Below are 16,970 nucleotides of genomic sequence, written 5' to 3' on the forward strand. Positions count from 1 at the left end.
ACGATGAGCGTATTGGGTCAGGTACTGCGCAGCCTGCAGGATGCCAAGGACGGCGGCCTGGATTCGGAACGGGTATGTGTGCAGCTGGTGCAGGACTGCCGCCATGCGGAGCAGCACATGACGGGGCTGGCGCGCCAGTGCGAACAACTGAGGACGGTGCTGGCCACCACCACCGACCGACGGCAGCGGCTGGGCGAGCGCCAGGCCGGGCTGGAGCAGGCCGTGCTGGCGGCGCTGGACGGCGATGACCAACAGGCCCACACCCTGGCCGAGACACTGGCGGAGCTGGAAAACGAGCAGGAAGGGCTGGCGGCGCAACAAGCCCATGACGAAAAGCGTCTGGCCCATTACCGCCGTCGCTGGCACGAGGCAGAACGCCACTATCACGATCTTTGCCGGCAGCTGGCCATGGCCAACACCACCCGCTGTGTGCGCCAGACCATGGCCGCCATTCGCGAGCATCCGGCGGTCACCCTGGTCAACGCCAAACAGGCACTGGCCGATATTCGCGCCCGTGAGCGGCAGCAACACACCGATGATGAACTCGCCCCCGCCGGCGGCGAGCCTCGCCGCCACAGTGCCGACGAGGTGCTGGCCCGGCTGCGGCAACAACGGAATACTCGCCCATGAATCAACGCAAGCTGCCCGATAAATGGCAGAGCTCGGTGCGCGCCGCCCGGGCGGTGCAGGTAGCCTTTGACATGGATGAACAACTGCAATACCGCATTCGCCGCGAGGCCCTGGACAACGGCCTCAGCCCCTCGGATCAGATCCGTCATATTCTGAGCCTGCCCACCTCGGCCAAGCCCAAGCGCCCCCGGCTGACGGTTTCCCTCAGCCCGGACGATTACGTACGTCTGGCCCAGCGTTACGGCCTGGAGCCGGAACAGCAACTGGAGATCAAGCACAGGGTGATGGACGAGCTGCTGGAATACAGCAAAACCAAGGCCCCTTCAAAGGGCTGAAGGCAGGAAGACAAATCCAGTTGCAAGTTGCCCGAGTGTATTCGGGCAACTTGCTTTCGGCCTGAAAAAATCAGCGCCAGTAAGGCGTCAACTCCAGGGCCTGGCGGCGGGACTGCTCCAGGGCTTCCAGCAAAAAGCCCTGCTTGCGATCCAGCCACTGTTCCAGTTCGTCGGCCTCCTCGGCCTCCAGCCGCTCCACCAGCTCCGGCAGGGGCGAAAGCATGTCCAGATCTTCAATGCCGCGCAATATATCGAGCCAGGGCATGCGAAAGCCCAGCCGATCCGCCTCCGGAAACAACGGGCTGAAACACAAGCCCACCATGAGGTTGCGGCGCAGCTTGCCCTTTTGCTGAATATACTGCTCCACACTCAACTCATCGGCCCCCAGCGCGCTGTGACGCAGGGTCTGCCAGCTGTCTTCCAGCAGTGGCGCGGCCAACTCATCCACCGGTGCCGACAACAGTGCCTGTTGCTCCCGGGTCAGCCCGGCACGCCAGTCCTGACGGTAAAGCCAGTGGGTCAGGCCCAACACCAGGCGGCCATAACGGGGGCCGTGCAGCAGTTCGCGCAGCCGCTCCTCGGCCGGCAGCCCCTGCTGTTGTTCACCCAGCAGCCTGAGCAGGCTTTTGCGGCAGTCGAGCCGGCGCAGGTAGTGGCCCTTGTCGGTCGTCAGGTGGGCCAGCATTTGGGCCCGATCCAGCCAGGACAGCTGCTGTTGCAGCCACAGCAAATCGTCGACCCAGCCGCTGTTAACCCTGAGTGACACCCGCTCGCCAAACATCAGCAATATCTGGTGCACCAGGGCGGCACCTTCCCGCAACTGTACCAACCAGTCGATGCCGGGCCGGGCCAGCCAGCCCTCCTCGTGATGTTGCCAGTGCGTCAGGGCCTGATGCAGCAGGGTCACCATTACCTGCTCACAGGATTCATTCGGCTGCAATACCGGCGGCTCCAGCGCCTGCAGTTCGGGCATGGGGCTGAGCCCCGCCAGCCGGTAGCCACGCTGGGCCTTGGACACCGCCCCCAGGCGCAACCCGCCCCGCTGCACCAGGGCATCGGCCAGCTCAAACAGCACCGAGGCGTCCCCCCGTACCAGCTCCAGCTCCAGCTCGTAAATGGGCTCGCGCAGCTCTCCTGCCTGCACCTCACCCTCGTCCAGGGCCAGCTCGATTTCGGTACCATTCAGCTCTATTAGCCAGCGATGGCGCATAAAATCGGTGCAAAACAGCGGCTGCAGCCCCTGCTGCAGGGCGTGCGGGTCGGCGCCGTCGGGCCAGATACTGGCGGGAAACAGCGACAGATCCGGATTGTGCACATCCAGGGGCACATTGTATTCGGGTCTTTGATGCAGGCCGCCCACCTGGCTGCCGGCGAGCTTGACGGTCTGTTCCAGCTCGCCGTTGCGGCTGCGAATGCGCAGCCCGGCGCCGAGTCGGCGCAATCCGAGCTCGGCGGTGTCGAAATAGGTATTGGCGAGGTGCTGGCGGTCGTGTTCAAGAATTCGACAGGGCGGCAGCAGATCGGGCAGGGTGTCGCCGAGGGGGCCCGAGACAAGAAACTTGATCTCGATTTCTGTATCCATAAGGGTGTCCGGAAAAACCAACCTTCTGTTTTGAAAGTGAAAGCAAAAAACCCCACCACAGTAGCATGACAGTTTTATGAAAAATGCTGTTTTCTTGCCTGGGGAGTTACGTTACCATTCGCGCCACATTGACGTATCGAGTGTTTTTTCACCGACACAGGGTTGGCTATGCCAGTTAATACTATTTTGGGACTCTTTGCCAAGTCTCCTATCAAGCCATTGCAGAAGCATGTGATGAAGGTCCATGAAGCTGCACAGCAGTTGGTTCCCTTCTTCGACGCCATGTGGGAGCAGGACTGGGAAAACGCCGAATTAATCCAGCGTCGCATCTCCCAGCTTGAACGGGAAGCCGATGCGCTGAAGCGGGAAATCCGCCTCAAACTCCCCCGCGGTCTCTTTATGCCGGTTGAACGTACCGACATGCTGGAACTGCTCACTCAGCAGGACAAAATCGCCAACAAGGCGAAGGACATCTCCGGCCGCATCGTGGGTCGCCAGATGGCCATTCCGGTCGAACTCAAGTCCGCCTTTATGGATTACCTCAACCGTTGCATTGATGCCACCGCCCAGGCGGCCAAGGCCATCGACGAGCTCGACGAACTGCTGGAAACCGGCTTCAAGGGCCGGGAAATGGATCTGGTGACCGACATGATCCATCAACTCGACCTCATCGAGGACGATACCGACGTCATGCAGGCCAAGCTGCGCAAACAGTTGCAGGCCATTGAAGACAGCTACAATCCCATCGACATCATGTTTCTCTACAAGATCCTTGAGTGGGTCGGCGATCTGGCAGACCAGGCCGAGCGGGTTGGTTCCCGCCTGGAACTGATGCTGTCTCGTTCCTGAGTGAAACAACCAAGGTAAATAAATGGATATCATTGCTAACTACGGCACCACGCTTATTCTGGTGGCGGCCGTCTTCGGCTTTTTCATGGCCTGGGGCATTGGCGCCAACGATGTGGCCAACGCCATGGGCACCTCAGTTGGTACCCGCTCACTGACCATCAAGCAGGCGATCATTATCGCCATGATCTTCGAATTTGCCGGTGCCTATCTGGCCGGCGGCGAGGTCACTTCCACCATTCGCAAGGGCATCATTGATGTGGGGGCCTTTGACGGCCATCCGGATCTGCTGGTGTTCGGCATGATTGCCTCGCTGCTGGCTGCCGGTGCCTGGCTGCTGCTGGCCTCCTGCTTCGGCTGGCCGGTGTCCACTACCCACTCCATTATCGGTGCCATTATCGGTTTTGCCCTGGTTTCTCTGGGCTCGGAAGCGATTCAGTGGACCATGGTGCTGGGTATCGTCGGCTCCTGGATCATTACTCCCGCGCTGTCGGGTCTGCTGGCCTACTTTACCTTTGTCAGCGTGCAGCGACTGATTTTCAACGCCGACAACCCCCTGGCGGCGGCCAAGAAGTACGTGCCGGCCTATATCTTCCTGACCGCCATGGTGATCTGCCTGGTGACCCTGAAGAAAGGCCTCAAGCACGTGGGCCTGGAACTGACCGATGTGCAGAGCTGGGGCCTGTCGGTACTGGCTTCCCTGGCCCTGGCGGTTCTGAGCGCCGTCTATATCAAGCGCCAGCGCTACAATCCCAACGATGACAAGGACATGCATTTCTCCAACGTGGAGAAGGTATTTGGCATTCTGATGGTGATTACCGCCTGTGCCATGGCTTTTGCCCATGGCTCCAACGACGTGGCCAATGCCATCGGTCCGCTGTCGGCCGTGGTCAGCACGGTGGAAAATGCCGGGCAGATTGCCGGCAAGGCGTCCATTGCCTGGTGGATACTGCCCCTGGGCGGCATCGGTATCGTCATTGGTCTGGCATCCCTTGGCCACAAGGTCATGGCCACCGTGGGCACCGGCATTACCCACCTTACTCCCAGCCGGGGCTTTGCGGCCCAGCTGGCTACCGCTGCGACAGTGGTGATCGCATCGGGTACCGGTCTGCCCATTTCCACCACCCAGACCCTGGTGGGGGCGGTGATCGGTGTCGGCATGGCCCGGGGCATCGCTGCCCTGAACCTCAATGTGGTGCGTAATATCGCCGTTTCCTGGGTAGTAACCCTGCCCGCCGGCGCCATACTGGCCATCGTATTCTTCTATGCCATTCAGTGGATGTTTACCTGATACCACTCGACAACAAGGGGGCTTCAGCCCCCTTGTTCTTGTTATGCCCTCTCGCCGCCATTACCATGGCCCCATCATCAACACCCAAGGATCTTCAGGTGAACGCAAAACTTCTGCTGCCGCTGCTGTGCGGCCTGCTGTGGGTGAGCCAGGCCAGCGCCGCCACCCGTTACATTTCCGATGACGTTTATGCCTTTATTCATGCCGGCCCGAGCAACCAGTACCGCATTATCGGTACCGTTAATGCCGGCGAGCCGGTGGACTACCTCAAACGCGACGCCGACACCGACTATGTGCAGATTAGGGATGCCGACGACCGTACCGGCTGGGTAGACGGCCGCTTTCTGCAGACCGAGGAAAGTTTTCGTTCCCGACTGCCGACGCTGGAAAACGAGCTTAGCGACGCCCGAGACAAGCTGGCCAACACCGACGAGCGCCATGCCCAGGACGTGGCCGACAAGGTCAACCTGATCGAGCGCCAGCGGCAGGAACTGACCACGCTCAAGGCCCGGCTGAGCGAGCTGAGTGCCAGCCACGAGCAGCTGTCCAGCGAGAACCAGCGGCTCTCCAGCCTGATGGATGACAAGGAGCACCGCATGCGCCTGGACTGGCTGGTGCACGGCGGCCTGGTGGCCGGTGTGGGCGCCCTGGTGGGCTTTGTGCTGCCGATGGTGCCCCTGCGTCGGCGCAAGCGCCAGGACAGATGGATGAACTGATTTTTCGAGTATTCGGGACCCGGAATATGGAACGGGTTCCGGGCATAAAAAAGCCGCCGGCATTGCCGGCGGCTTTTTTTGTCTGCGGCGCTTATTCCTCACTCAGCGCAAAGTGCCGGTTGGGCTTGCGGTAGACCACACCATCCTGCTGCAGCCAGTGAAAAATGTCTTCCACCTCTTCCCGGGACTTGTTCAGCAGTGCCGACACCGCGCCCTTGGCGCAGCGCAGCTCGCCGGCCTTCAGCCGCGCCACCAGCTCGTGGTAGTAATCCGGGCGTTGCATGGGTGTAACAGCGCCGGAAGGCTCATTCACCGGCTCGGTCACGGGCTGAACCGGGGCCGGCAGGGCGCCGTGCTGGCGATGATGACGGCGAAAACGAATCTCCTCGCCCAGCAGTGAAATAAAGAAGGCAGCAAAGAAGTCGAGCAGCATCGACAGCGCCGCCACTATACCGAACTGTACTCGGGACAACGGCCAGCCCAGGCCTTCGGCCAGACTGCTCATCAACCCCATCAGCGAGCTCTGGCTTTCCACCGCCACACGATCCCGCTCCCGACGCAGCTCATCCTGCTGGGCCATCAGCGCCTGATTGCGCTGCAGCATGCGGGTCATGCCGGTGGCAATGCGCTCCATCTCGATATAGGCCTGGGCCGCCTGCTCGTTGATTTCAATTTCCCGCCCCAGGGCGGCAATCTTGTCGTCATAGCTCTGCACCAGCGCCGCTTTGGCTTCGTCCCCCTGCAGCAGGGTATTGGTGGCGGCGTTGATGCCGCCCACGCTGCCGGCGATCGACAGCGCGGCCAGAATGCCGTAGAAACAGAACGCCTTGCCCGCCCCCCATCGATCCCGGCGATTGAGCCGCTCGCCCATTTCATACCAGATGTAGAACTTGCCCACCTCAAACACCAGCGCCAGGCCACCGAACATCGCCTTCATCAGCGGCCCCTGCTCCAGGGACAAAAACAGCAACAGGGAAAACACCATGGAGGCGGCGATGGAGGCGCCGGTAATGAGATAAATCACGAACAGGGCAAAGGGCCCCTTGGGAAGACGTTGATAATGCACGGACTGAATACCACAAACAAAACGAGCGGGCATTATAGGGTGCGCGGATCCTCAGGCAAGGGCTCGGTCACGGCGGTTTGAACTATATTCATTGCAGCAAGGCGCCTTCGCTTTACCACTCGTAACCTCAGGACTCTCGCCATGTTTACCGTCGCCAATGTCTTTGCCCCCGACTATCGCCCGTCCGATCTGGCCACGCTGCGCCAGGACATTACCCACAACTACGCCGTGGACGAAAATGCCTGGCTGGCCCGATTGCTGGAACAGGTGCCCGCCGGCCGCGATCAGCTGGCACGACTGGGCGAACGGGCGCGACGACTGGTGACCCGTGTACGGGAAGAAAGCGACGGCGGCGACGGCATCGACGCCTTTTTGCAGCAATACAGCCTGGACACCCAGGAAGGCATCATTCTGATGTGCCTGGCCGAGGCACTGCTGCGCATTCCCGACAGCCATACCGCCGACGAGCTGATCAAAGACAAGCTGTCCGGCGCCGACTGGGCCAGACACTTTCGCCAGAGCGACTCCACCCTGGTCAACGCCTCCACCTGGGGCCTGATGCTTACCGGGCGCATCGTACGCATGGACAAAACCCTGGACGGCAACCCGGCCAACGTACTCAGCCGCATGATCAACCGCCTGGGCGAGCCGGTGGTGCGCTCGGCCATGTACGCCGCCATGAAAATCATGGGCAAGCAGTTCGTGCTGGGGCGCACCATAGCCGAAGCCCTCAAGGCCAGCCGCAAGTCCCGGGAGCAGGGATACACCCATTCCTACGACATGCTCGGCGAGGCGGCCATGACCGCCGCCGATGCCGAGAAATACCGGGCCGACTACGCCAGCGCCATTGCCGCCGTGGGCAGTGAAAAGCTCAATAACCCCTCGGTGCCGCGGCCGTCCATCTCCATAAAGCTCTCCGCCCTGCACCCACGCTATGAAGAGGCTAGCCGCGAGAGGGTGCTTACCGAGCTGTATGCCACGGTCAACGATCTGCTGCATACCGCCCGCCGGCTCGATGTGTTTATCACCATAGACGCGGAAGAAATGGACCGGCTGGAGCTTTCCCTGGATCTGTTTGAAAAGCTCTATCGCAGCGAGGTGAACCGGGGCTGGGGCGGCCTGGGGCTGGTGGTGCAGGCCTACTCCAAACGGGCGCTGCCGGTGCTGTGCTGGCTCACCGCCCTGGCCCGGGAGCAGGGCGATGAAATTCCGCTGCGGCTGGTCAAGGGCGCCTACTGGGACAGCGAAATCAAGCACAGCCAGCAGGCCGGACTTGATGGCTATCCGGTTTATACCCGCAAGGCGGGCACCGATGTGGCCTACCTGGTGTGTGCCCGCTACCTGCTGAGCCAGGCCACCGAAGGCGCCATCTATCCGCAGTTTGCCACCCACAACGCCCACACCGTGGTGGCAGTGCTCGACATGGCCGGCGAACGCCACTTTGAATTTCAGCGCCTGCACGGCATGGGTGAGGAGCTGTACGACGCCGTGCTGACCGAAAACCCCAGCCTTAACTGCCGCATTTACGCCCCGGTGGGCGCCCACAAGGATCTGCTGCCCTACCTGGTGCGGCGACTGCTGGAAAACGGCGCCAACACCTCCTTTGTGCACAAGCTGGTGGATCCCGATACCCCCATCGATACCCTGATCAGCCACCCGGTCACCAGCCTGCGGGAAAGCCGCAGCCTGGCCAATGACAGAATTCCCCTGCCGCCGGCCATTTTTTCCGATCGTAAAAACTCCGCCGGCATTAACCTGAACATTGAGGCGGTGCGTGCCCCCCTGTTCCAGCGGCTGGAACAACTCGCGAGCAAGTCCTGGCAGGCCACGCCCCTGGTGGCCGGCAAGGCGGTGGCCGGTGAAAAACGCCCGGTACTGAGCCCCCAGCATCGGGAGCACAGGGTGGGTGAAGTGGTGTTCGCCGACAAGGCCACGGTAGAGCAGGCCATTGGCCATGCCGACAACGCCTTTCGTGACTGGCGCGATACCCCGGTCGAGGTCAGGGCGCAGGCCCTGGAAAAGCTGGCGGACCTGCTTGAAAGCCACAGCGCCGAGTTTATCTCGCTGTGCACCCGTGAAGCGGGCAAGCTGCTGCAGGACGGCATTGATGAAGTGCGCGAGGCGGTAGACTTCTGCCGTTATTACGCCGTTGAAGGCCGGCGGCTGATGGCCGAACCCACCAAGCTGCCCGGCTACACCGGTGAGCTAAACCTGCTGCAGGCTCAGGGGCGCGGCCCCTTCGTGTGCATCAGCCCCTGGAACTTTCCGCTGGCGATCTTTCTCGGTCAGGTCAGCGCCGCCCTGATCACCGGCAACACCGTGCTGGCCAAGCCCGCCGAGCAAACCAGCCTGATCGCCCATCTGGCAGTGACCCTGGCCCATGAAGCCGGTATTCCCGGTGATGTGCTGCAGCTGCTGCCCGGGGATGGCGCCGTTACCGGTGCGGCGCTCACTCAGGACTCGCGCATTGCCGGAATCTGCTTTACCGGCTCTACCGACACCGCCCGGCTGATTAACCAGACCCTGGCCAAACGCAGCGGCCCCATAGTGCCGCTGGTAGCGGAAACCGGAGGCCAGAACGCCATGATAGTGGACTCCACCGCCCTGCCCGAACAGGTGGTGCGGGACGTGCTGCGCGCCGCCTTTCAGAGCGCCGGCCAGCGTTGTTCGGCACTGCGGGTGCTGTATCTGCAGAGCGACATCGCCGACCGCGTGCTGGAGATACTTGAAGGGGCCATGCAGGAGCTGAGCGTGGCCGATCCGGCGCACTGGTCCACCGACGTGGGTCCGGTGATCGACGCCGATGCTCAAAAAGGGCTGCAGGCCCACCTGGACGCCATGAAGGCCGCCGGCAACAAAATCATTGCCGAAGCTCCCATGAGCGCGGATTGTGCCCACGGCTTTTACATTCGCCCCACGGCGCTGGAGGTCGGTAGCATAGGCGAACTCAAGAAGGAGCAATTCGGCCCCATATTGCACGTAGTGCGCTTCAAGGCGAAAGACATCGACCGCGTGCTCGACGACATTAACGCCACCGGCTACGGCCTGACCCTGGGTGTACACAGCCGTAACGAGTCATTCGCCGCCCATGTGGCCAAGCGCGCCGAGGTGGGCAACGTCTATATCAACCGGGATCAGATTGGTGCCATGGTGGGCGTGCAGCCCTTTGGTGGCCGCGGCCTGTCCGGCACCGGTCCCAAGGCCGGTGGCCCCCATTACCTGAGCCGCTTTATTACCGAGAAGACCATTACCAACAACACCACCGCCATCGGCGGCAACGCCACCTTGCTGTCGCTGGGTGAGGGGTAAAAAGCCGAAAGATGAAGGTAAACCAAGTCCGAACACACCACTTCGGCTCGCGGGCCGGAATGACGCATGAAAGTGTCACTGACACAACGCAAAATAGTGAAAATGCTTCTCAAAGGCGCCGAGGCGCCTTTTTCATTTTCAGCCGTTATAATGGCGGTTTTGCATACGGGGGAAGCGGGCCTTGAAAATCTATCTGGTGGGGGGCGCGGTCAGGGACACACTGCTGGGCCTGAACGTCAAAGAGCGGGACTACATGGTGGTGGGCGCCACGCCCGCACAGTTGCTCGACCTTGGCTACTCCCAGGTGGGCAAGGACTTTCCGGTTTTTCTGCACCCCAACAGCAAAGAGGAATATGCCCTCGCCCGCACCGAACGCAAGGCCGGCAGCGGCTACACCGGCTTTATCTGCGATTTCGGCCCCGAGGTCACCCTGGAGGAGGATCTGCGCCGACGGGACCTCACCATCAACGCCATTGCACAAAACGATGCGGGGGAGCTTATCGATCCCTACGGCGGTGTCGCCGATATCGAGGCGCGAGTGCTGCGCCATGTGTCCGAAGCCTTTGCCGAAGATCCGCTGCGAGTGCTGCGGGTGGCGCGCTTTGCCGCCCGTTTTCATCACCTGGGCTTTACGCTTGCCCGGGAAACACACGCCCTGATGCAGAACATGGCCGCCAGTGGCGAGCTCACCGCCCTGACGCCGGAACGAGTGTGGAAGGAAACCGAAAAGGCACTGGCCAGCGACAACCCTCAGGTATTTTTTGAGGTGCTGCGTGCCTGCGGCGCCCTGGCGGTACTGTTTCCGGAGGTGGACGCCCTCTTTGGTGTTCCCGGACCCAAAGACTGGCACCCGGAGATCGACACCGGCCTGCACACCATGATGGTGGTCAAACGGGCCGCCGAGCTGGGGGCCAGCCTGCCCTGCCGCTTCGCCGCCCTGTGCCACGATCTGGGCAAGGCCCTGACCCCGTCGGAAAAATGGCCCAGTCATCACGACCACGGCGAACTGGGCATCACCCCCATTCGCGCCCTGAGCGCACGGTTAAAGGTACCCACCGAACACAAGGAGCTGGCGATGCTGATGAGCCGCTGGCACATTTGCATGCACCGGCTGGCCGAGCCGGCGCCGCAGCAGGCCCACACCGTGCTGGAGCTGATGGACCACACCGACGCCTGGCGCAAGCCGGAACGCTTTGCCGAACTGCTGCTCTGCGCCCAGGCGGATCTGCAGGGCCGGGCCGGCTTTGAAAACCGCCCCTATCCTCAGCGGCAGCAATTATGGCAATGGCTGCAGGAGCTGAAGCGCATTACCGCCCAGCCCTTTGTGGCTCAGGGACTAAAAGGCCCCGCCATTGGCGAGGCCATTCGTGAAGCCAGGCTGGCACGACTCGAGCAATTGCTTCAGGCCTGAGTCAGTACCCCGATCAAGACGGCACCCAGGGCCAGCCGGTACAGCACAAAAGGCAGTACTCCCAGCCGGTTGAGCAGGTTCAGGAACAGGTGAATGCAGGCCAGGGCGCTGGCAAACGATACCAGCACCCCCAGGGAAACCGCCGGCCACGGCATGACGGCGCCACTTGCCACCAGGCCACTGGCCTGATGACTGCCCGCCAGCAATATCACCGGAATCGACATCAAAAAGGAAAAGCGCGCCGCCGCCTGCCGGGTCAGCCCCAGCATCAGGCCGGCGGTGAGGGTAATGCCACTGCGCGAGGTGCCGGGGATCAGCGCCAGTGCCTGGGCACAGCCCAGGATCAGGGCGCCCCGCCAGCCGGCCTGGTACTCATTCTTGCACTGGCGGGCCATGCGATCCGCCCACCACAGCAGCAGACCAAAGACGATGGTGGCCATGGCAATCACCCAGCCCGAACGCAAATAGGCACCGATAAGATCCCCCAGCAACAGCCCCGCCACACAGGCGGGCACCGTGGCCAGGATAATGCACCAGGCCAGTTTCGATTCGGCACTGTGACCGCCACCGCGCAGCGAAACCCACCAGCTCTGCGCCAGGGTCACCACCTCACGCCTAAAGTAGTAAAGCACCGCCAGCAGGCTGCCCAGGTGCACGGCCACGTCAAAAGCCATGCCCTGATCGGGCCAGCCCAGCAAGACGGAAGGTAACACCAGGTGAGCGGAGCTGGATACGGGGAGAAACTCGGTCAGACCCTGAATAAGGGCCAGCAGAATGGCATGAACTTCCATGACGCCGCGCTCTGAAACAAGAAGGATTCCAGTATAACGGCGCTCAATGACAATGGAATGACGTTAATCGCGCAGGTTGCGAGTGGCGAAACGCTCGATTTCCACGCCAACCCCGGCAGCATTGGGCACGGCGGCGGGTTTGGTGAGACGCACCTTTACCGACTGCACCGGGAATTCGGTCAGAATCAGTCGCGCGATGTGCTCGGCCATGGTTTCCACCAGTTCCACGTGGTTCTGCTCGGCATAGGCGGTCACTTTATGCGACAAGGCGGCATAGTCCAACGCCTTGCTGATGTCGTCACCCGCCGCCGCCGGACGATTGTCATAGCCCATCTCGAGATCGAAACGAATTTTCTGGCGAATGCCTTTTTCCCACTCGTAAACGCCTATGGTGGTCAACACTTCAAGGCCTTGCACAAACACTTTATCCATCGTCACTGTCTTCTGTTAAGCTGTGGCTGTCTTTGGCGAGCAGGCCCTGAGGCCCAATCAGCGCGCCATCATAACGGATTGACCCCGGGGTATAAACCACGAGATGACCGCCCTAACGCTGTTCATGATCATACTGGCTTACCTGGGAGGCTCGGTGTCCAGCGCCGTGCTGATCTCACGCCTCTACCGGCTGCCGGACCCCAGATCCCATGGCTCCGGCAACCCCGGCGCCACCAATGTACTGCGCACCGGCAACCGCAGCGCGGCGGTGTGGGTGCTGTTGCTCGACATTCTCAAGGGCACCCTGCCCGTGTACCTCGGCTGGTTTCTCGACATCAGCCCGCTCTACCTGGCGCTGATTGCCATGGCCGCCTGCCTGGGGCACATGTTTCCGTTATTCTTTCACTTTCGCGGCGGCAAGGGCGTGGCCACTGCCCTGGGCGCGCTGTTGCCCCTGGGCATGGACATGGCCGGCCTGCTGATGCTGACCTGGCTGGTCAGCCTGGGATTGTTTGGGTACTCGTCCCTGGCCTCGCTGATCACCGCATTGTTCGCGCCGCTGTTTGTGTATTTTATCAAGCCCGAATACACCCTGGCGGTGGCGCTGTTGTCCTGCCTGATCATCATTCGTCATCATCGCAATATCAGCCGGCTGTATCACCATGAGGAAACCCCCATCCTCAACCGGCTCAAGCGCAACCGAGAGAAGTGAACCGCGTGAGGGGTGAGGAGTGAGGCGTACGGTAAAACCCCGATACGCTCCTCACTCCTGTCTCCTCACCCCTCACCGTCAACAGGGGGCAGTTCGTCCAGTGGCCAGCGCGGCCGTGCGCGCACCAGCAGCGGTTCAACCTGATTGGCTTTTAACCGCTGCAGGCCGGCGTAGGCAATCATGGCGCCGTTGTCGGTGCAGTATTCATTACGCGGATAGAATACCTCGCCGTTCAGCTTGTTCATCAGCGCTTTCAGCTGCTCCCGCAGTGACACATTGGCGCTGACGCCGCCGGCCACCACCAGGCGATTGAGCCCGGTCTGCTCCAGCGCCCGCTTGCACTTGATGGCCAGAGTGTCGACCACCGCCTGCTGAAAGGCATGGGCAATGTCGGCCCGGGTCTGCTCATCATCGCCTTCGGCGGCGATAGTGGTAGCGGTGGCGGTCTTGAGCCCGGAAAAGCTGAAATCCAGTCCGGGTCTGTCGGTCATGGGCCGGGGAAACCTGAAGCGGCCGGGCACGCCTTGCTCTGCCAGCCTGGCCAGGCGCGGACCGCCCGGGTAGTCGAGCCCCATCAGCTTGGCGGTCTTGTCAAAGGCCTCGCCGGCGGCATCGTCGATGGACTCACCGAGGATCTCATAGCGGCCAATGCCATCCACCCGCACCAGCAGGGTGTGCCCACCGGACACCAGCAACGCCACAAAGGGAAAGGCCGGCATGCGCTCTTCCAGCATGGGGGCCAACAGGTGCCCTTCCATATGGTGCACCGCCACCGCCGGCTTGCCCCAGGCAAAGGCCAGGCTGCGACCTATGGTGGCGCCCACCAGCAACGCGCCCATCAATCCGGGGCCGGCGGTGTAGGCCACGCCGTCGATGTCGTCCTGGCTGCAACCCGCGTCTTTCAGTGCCGCCTCGATCAACGGAATGGTCTTGCGCACGTGATCCCGGCTGGCCAGTTCGGGCACCACACCGCCGTAGTCCGCATGAAGTTTCACCTGGCTGTAAAGCTGGTGAGAGAGAATGCCGAGCCGGTCGTCATAGATGGCGATGCCGGTTTCATCGCAGGAGGTTTCGATGCCAAGTACACGCATGGGAAAAATGAATAACGCTGTCGAAAAATAGGCAACCATGTTACCCTGCCCGCGCTTTTTTAACCAGTAAAGGGTTGCCGGTCTTTACATCCGGGCCCGGTTAATAGTAGAATTTCGCACCATTTTATTGTCATGCTGGTTGGTAACAGGCCAGTTAACCGAGGTGAGAGGCACATGCCAGTAATTAAAGTACGTGAAAACGAGCCCTTCGACGTAGCCCTGCGTCGCTTCAAGCGTTCCTGCGAAAAGGCCGGTATTCTGTCTGAAGTTCGTCGTCGCGAGCACTACGAGAAGCCGACTACCGAGCGCAAGCGCGCCAAGGCTGCCGCTGTTAAGCGTCACGCCAAGAAGCTGGCTCGCGAAAACGCACGTCGCACTCGTCTGTACTAAGGCGTTGTTGATCTCATGTCTTTGAAAGACCAGCTGTCAGCCCAGCAGAAAGATGCCATGCGCGCCCGAGACAAGGCTCGCCTGGGCACCCTGCGTATGCTGATGGCCGAGATCAAGCAAAAAGAGATCGACAGCCGCGAAACCCTGGACGATGACGGCATCATCGCGGTAATCACCAAAATGGTGAAACAACGCAAGGATGCCGCCAGCCAGTTCGAGCAGGCCGGTCGTCAGGAACTGGCCGACGGTGAACGCCAGGAAATTGCGGTGCTGCAGGAATTCCTGCCGCAACCCCTGACCGAAGACGAGCTGGACGCTTTGCTCACGCAGGCCATCGCCGACACCGGCGCCACCGGCATGCAGGACATGGGCAAGGTGATGGCGGCACTCAAGCCGCAAGTCCAGGGCCGTGCAGACATGGGCAAGCTCAGCGCCACTATCAAGGCCAAACTGGCCTGATTACCGCCGCTGAGCTGCCAACGGGCCGTGCTTCGAGAGAATGCACGGCTTTGTTTTTTGCTTTAACGGTGAATCATGGCTGGCAGAATCCCCCAACAATTTATTGATGACCTCCTCGCCCGTACCGACATAGTCGACCTTATCGATCAGCGGGTAAGACTCAAAAAAGCCGGCAAGAACTATCAGGCCTGCTGCCCCTTTCATAACGAAAAAAGCCCGTCCTTTACGGTCAGCCCGGATAAACAGTTCTATCACTGCTTCGGCTGTGGCGCCCACGGCACCGCCCTTGGCTTTTTGATGGAATATGACGGACTGGAATTTCTCGACGCCATTGACGAGCTCGCCGCAATGCACGGCCTTACCGTGCCCCGAGAAAGCACAGGTGGCAGTTCGCCCCAGCAACAGGCGGCGGCCCGGGCCGAGCGTCAGGATCTCTACGGTCTGCTGAATGACATTGCCCGTTTCTACCAGCAGCAGCTGCGCAACGCGCCGGCGGCCATTGACTACCTCAAGGGCCGAGGCCTGAGCGGCGAAGTGGTGAAGCGTTTTGGCATCGGCTATGTGCCCGACAGATGGGACGGGGTTAAGCGCCAGTTCGCCGGCAATCGCGACGCAGAACGCCAGCTCATCGACGGCGGCATGCTGCTGCAAAGCGACAACGGCCGGATCTATGACCGTTTTCGCGATCGAGTGATGTTCCCCATTCGGGACAGGCGCGGCCGTACCATCGGCTTTGGCGGCCGAGTGCTGGGCGACGGCACCCCCAAATACCTGAACTCACCGGAGACCCCGGTGTTTCACAAGGGCCGCGAGCTCTATGGCCTCTATGAAGTGCGCCAGGCCCACCGCAACCCGGAGCGGGTGCTGGTGGTGGAAGGCTATATGGATGTGGTGGCCCTGGCCCAGTTCGGCATTGATTATGGGGTGGCCAGCCTCGGCACCTCTACCACCCCCGATCAGCTGCAACTGTTGTATCGCACCACTCGCGAGGTGATCTGCTGCTACGACGGCGACCGCGCCGGCCGTGAGGCCGCCTGGCGGGCACTGGAAAACGCCCTGCCGCTGATGCAGGACGGCCGCAGCCTGCGCTTTGTGTTTTTGCCCGATGGTGAAGATCCCGACAGCCTGGTGCGCAGCCAGGGCAAGGACGCCTTTGAACGACTCCTGGGTAACGCCCAGGACTTCGGCGATTTTCTGTTTGAGCGCCTGGCGCAAGACAGCATGGAAGGCGACGCCGGACAGCATGAGCTGGCCCACAAGGCCGCCGAGGCCATTATGCGGGTGCCCGAGGGCTTTACTCGGGAAGGCCTGGTGACCCGGCTGTCGCGCCAGCTCAACTGGGGCGAGAACGAGCGCCGGGTAAAGGAGCTGTTTGCGCGGTTAAAGCCCGCCGACGACAAGGAAAAACCGGCACCGAGCCGGCCGCAAAAACTAAAACTGACGCCACTTCGACGGGCCATTGCCCTTGTGCTACAATATCCGGCTGCCGCAGCCCGGCTACCGGATATTCCGGCGCTGGAAGAGCTATCTCTTCCGGGCATGGAGCTGCTGCTGGCCCTGCTGGGCCAGGTGCGAGAGCAACCCGCCCTCAGCACCGCCCAGCTGCTGGAACACTGGCGTGGACACCCGTCCGAGCCAGCCCTGTCGCGGCTGGCCATGGCCGACAACGCGGTTGCCGGCGACCATATCGAGCAGGAATTGCAGGATATCTTCGTGGTGCTTATCAACGATTACCTGGCACAGCGCATTGAGCTGTTACAGCAAAAAAGCCGCAGCCGGGACGGACTGACGCCATCGGAAAAACAGGAATTGGTGCTGTTGCTGACCGAGAGCAAGGGCGGCACGGCCTGAAGCATTTGAAAAACGGGCACACTGCCCCAAAATTGTAATGAAGGCCCGGACCACGGGT

16 protein-coding genes are annotated in these 16,970 nt (G+C 61.5%); 11 read left to right on the forward strand and 5 right to left on the reverse strand.

What is annotated here, in order from left to right:
- Positions 1-3 precede the first annotated feature (3 nt).
- On the forward strand, positions 4-630 hold the full coding sequence (locus tag B6S08_RS09250) for a hypothetical protein (RefSeq protein WP_169716381.1): 627 nt from the start codon (positions 4-6) through the stop codon (positions 628-630).
- Positions 627-965: a hypothetical protein gene (locus B6S08_RS09255; RefSeq protein ID WP_094200422.1), complete on the forward strand. Its 339-nt coding sequence runs from the start codon at positions 627-629 to the stop codon at positions 963-965. The genes B6S08_RS09250 and B6S08_RS09255 overlap by 4 nt, the downstream gene beginning before the upstream one ends.
- Positions 966-1,035: 70 nt before the next feature.
- Here B6S08_RS09255 and B6S08_RS09260 read toward each other — a convergent pair whose 3' ends face one another.
- The gene (locus tag B6S08_RS09260; RefSeq protein ID WP_094200423.1) at positions 1,036-2,547 is read right to left on the reverse strand and encodes a CYTH and CHAD domain-containing protein; all 1,512 of its coding nucleotides are present in this window, start codon (positions 2,545-2,547) and stop codon (positions 1,036-1,038) included.
- Between the two features lie 168 nt (positions 2,548-2,715).
- Between B6S08_RS09260 and B6S08_RS09265 the strand changes: the two genes are divergently transcribed.
- The 3 genes from B6S08_RS09265 to B6S08_RS09275 all read left to right on the forward strand — a co-directional run bounded on the left by B6S08_RS09265 (position 2,716) and on the right by B6S08_RS09275 (position 5,400).
- Positions 2,716-3,396, forward strand: coding sequence for a TIGR00153 family protein (locus B6S08_RS09265; RefSeq protein WP_094200424.1), 681 nt, complete (start codon positions 2,716-2,718; stop codon positions 3,394-3,396).
- A gap of 22 nt (positions 3,397-3,418) precedes the next feature.
- Positions 3,419-4,684 (forward strand): inorganic phosphate transporter, encoded by a 1,266-nt coding sequence (locus tag B6S08_RS09270; RefSeq protein ID WP_094200425.1) that lies wholly within the window; start codon positions 3,419-3,421, stop codon positions 4,682-4,684.
- 98 nt (positions 4,685-4,782) lie between these two features.
- Positions 4,783-5,400, forward strand: a complete 618-nt coding sequence (locus tag B6S08_RS09275; protein ID WP_094200426.1) for a TIGR04211 family SH3 domain-containing protein — start codon at positions 4,783-4,785, stop codon at positions 5,398-5,400.
- A 91-nt stretch (positions 5,401-5,491) separates the two neighbouring features.
- On the opposite strand, the gene B6S08_RS09280 is transcribed toward B6S08_RS09275, so the two are convergent.
- Positions 5,492-6,466, reverse strand: coding sequence for a hypothetical protein (locus B6S08_RS09280; RefSeq protein ID WP_094200602.1), 975 nt, complete (start codon positions 6,464-6,466; stop codon positions 5,492-5,494).
- 141 nt (positions 6,467-6,607) lie between these two features.
- Between B6S08_RS09280 and putA the strand changes: the two genes are divergently transcribed.
- Together putA and B6S08_RS09290 are read left to right on the forward strand one after the other, a co-directional pair.
- Positions 6,608-9,775 (forward strand): bifunctional proline dehydrogenase/L-glutamate gamma-semialdehyde dehydrogenase PutA, encoded by a 3,168-nt coding sequence (gene putA / locus B6S08_RS09285; protein WP_094200427.1) that lies wholly within the window; start codon positions 6,608-6,610, stop codon positions 9,773-9,775.
- 181 nt (positions 9,776-9,956) lie between these two features.
- The gene (locus B6S08_RS09290; protein ID WP_094200428.1) at positions 9,957-11,186 is read left to right on the forward strand and encodes a multifunctional CCA addition/repair protein; all 1,230 of its coding nucleotides are present in this window, start codon (positions 9,957-9,959) and stop codon (positions 11,184-11,186) included.
- On the opposite strand, the gene B6S08_RS09295 is transcribed toward B6S08_RS09290, so the two are convergent.
- Together B6S08_RS09295 and folB are read right to left on the reverse strand one after the other, a co-directional pair.
- Positions 11,177-11,977: an undecaprenyl-diphosphate phosphatase gene (locus B6S08_RS09295; RefSeq protein ID WP_094200429.1), complete on the reverse strand. Its 801-nt coding sequence runs from the start codon at positions 11,975-11,977 to the stop codon at positions 11,177-11,179. The two genes, B6S08_RS09290 and B6S08_RS09295, sit on opposite strands and share 10 nt — an antisense overlap.
- 63 nt (positions 11,978-12,040) lie before the next feature.
- Positions 12,041-12,409 (reverse strand): dihydroneopterin aldolase, encoded by a 369-nt coding sequence (gene folB / locus B6S08_RS09300; RefSeq protein WP_094200430.1) that lies wholly within the window; start codon positions 12,407-12,409, stop codon positions 12,041-12,043.
- 103 nt (positions 12,410-12,512) lie between these two features.
- Between folB and plsY the strand changes: the two genes are divergently transcribed.
- The gene (gene plsY / locus B6S08_RS09305; RefSeq protein ID WP_094200431.1) at positions 12,513-13,121 is read left to right on the forward strand and encodes a glycerol-3-phosphate 1-O-acyltransferase PlsY; all 609 of its coding nucleotides are present in this window, start codon (positions 12,513-12,515) and stop codon (positions 13,119-13,121) included.
- A 65-nt stretch (positions 13,122-13,186) separates the two neighbouring features.
- Here plsY and tsaD read toward each other — a convergent pair whose 3' ends face one another.
- Positions 13,187-14,212: a tRNA (adenosine(37)-N6)-threonylcarbamoyltransferase complex transferase subunit TsaD gene (tsaD, locus tag B6S08_RS09310; protein WP_094200603.1), complete on the reverse strand. Its 1,026-nt coding sequence runs from the start codon at positions 14,210-14,212 to the stop codon at positions 13,187-13,189.
- A 174-nt stretch (positions 14,213-14,386) separates the two neighbouring features.
- On the opposite strand from tsaD, the gene rpsU reads away from it, so the two are divergent.
- From rpsU to dnaG, 3 genes are all read left to right on the forward strand, one after another.
- Complete coding sequence (gene rpsU / locus B6S08_RS09315) at positions 14,387-14,602, forward strand: 30S ribosomal protein S21 (protein WP_014293599.1); 216 nt, start codon at positions 14,387-14,389, stop codon at positions 14,600-14,602.
- A 15-nt stretch (positions 14,603-14,617) separates the two neighbouring features.
- Positions 14,618-15,061 carry a GatB/YqeY domain-containing protein gene (locus B6S08_RS09320; RefSeq protein ID WP_094200432.1) on the forward strand — a complete coding sequence of 148 codons (444 nt, stop codon included), beginning with the start codon at positions 14,618-14,620 and terminating at the stop codon, positions 15,059-15,061.
- Positions 15,062-15,136: 75 nt separating this feature from the next.
- Positions 15,137-16,912 (forward strand): DNA primase, encoded by a 1,776-nt coding sequence (gene dnaG / locus B6S08_RS09325; RefSeq protein ID WP_094200433.1) that lies wholly within the window; start codon positions 15,137-15,139, stop codon positions 16,910-16,912.
- Positions 16,913-16,970: the final 58 nt, after the last annotated feature.

The organism is Oceanimonas doudoroffii (assembly GCF_002242685.1).
GTDB lineage: Bacteria > Pseudomonadota > Gammaproteobacteria > Enterobacterales > Aeromonadaceae > Oceanimonas > Oceanimonas doudoroffii.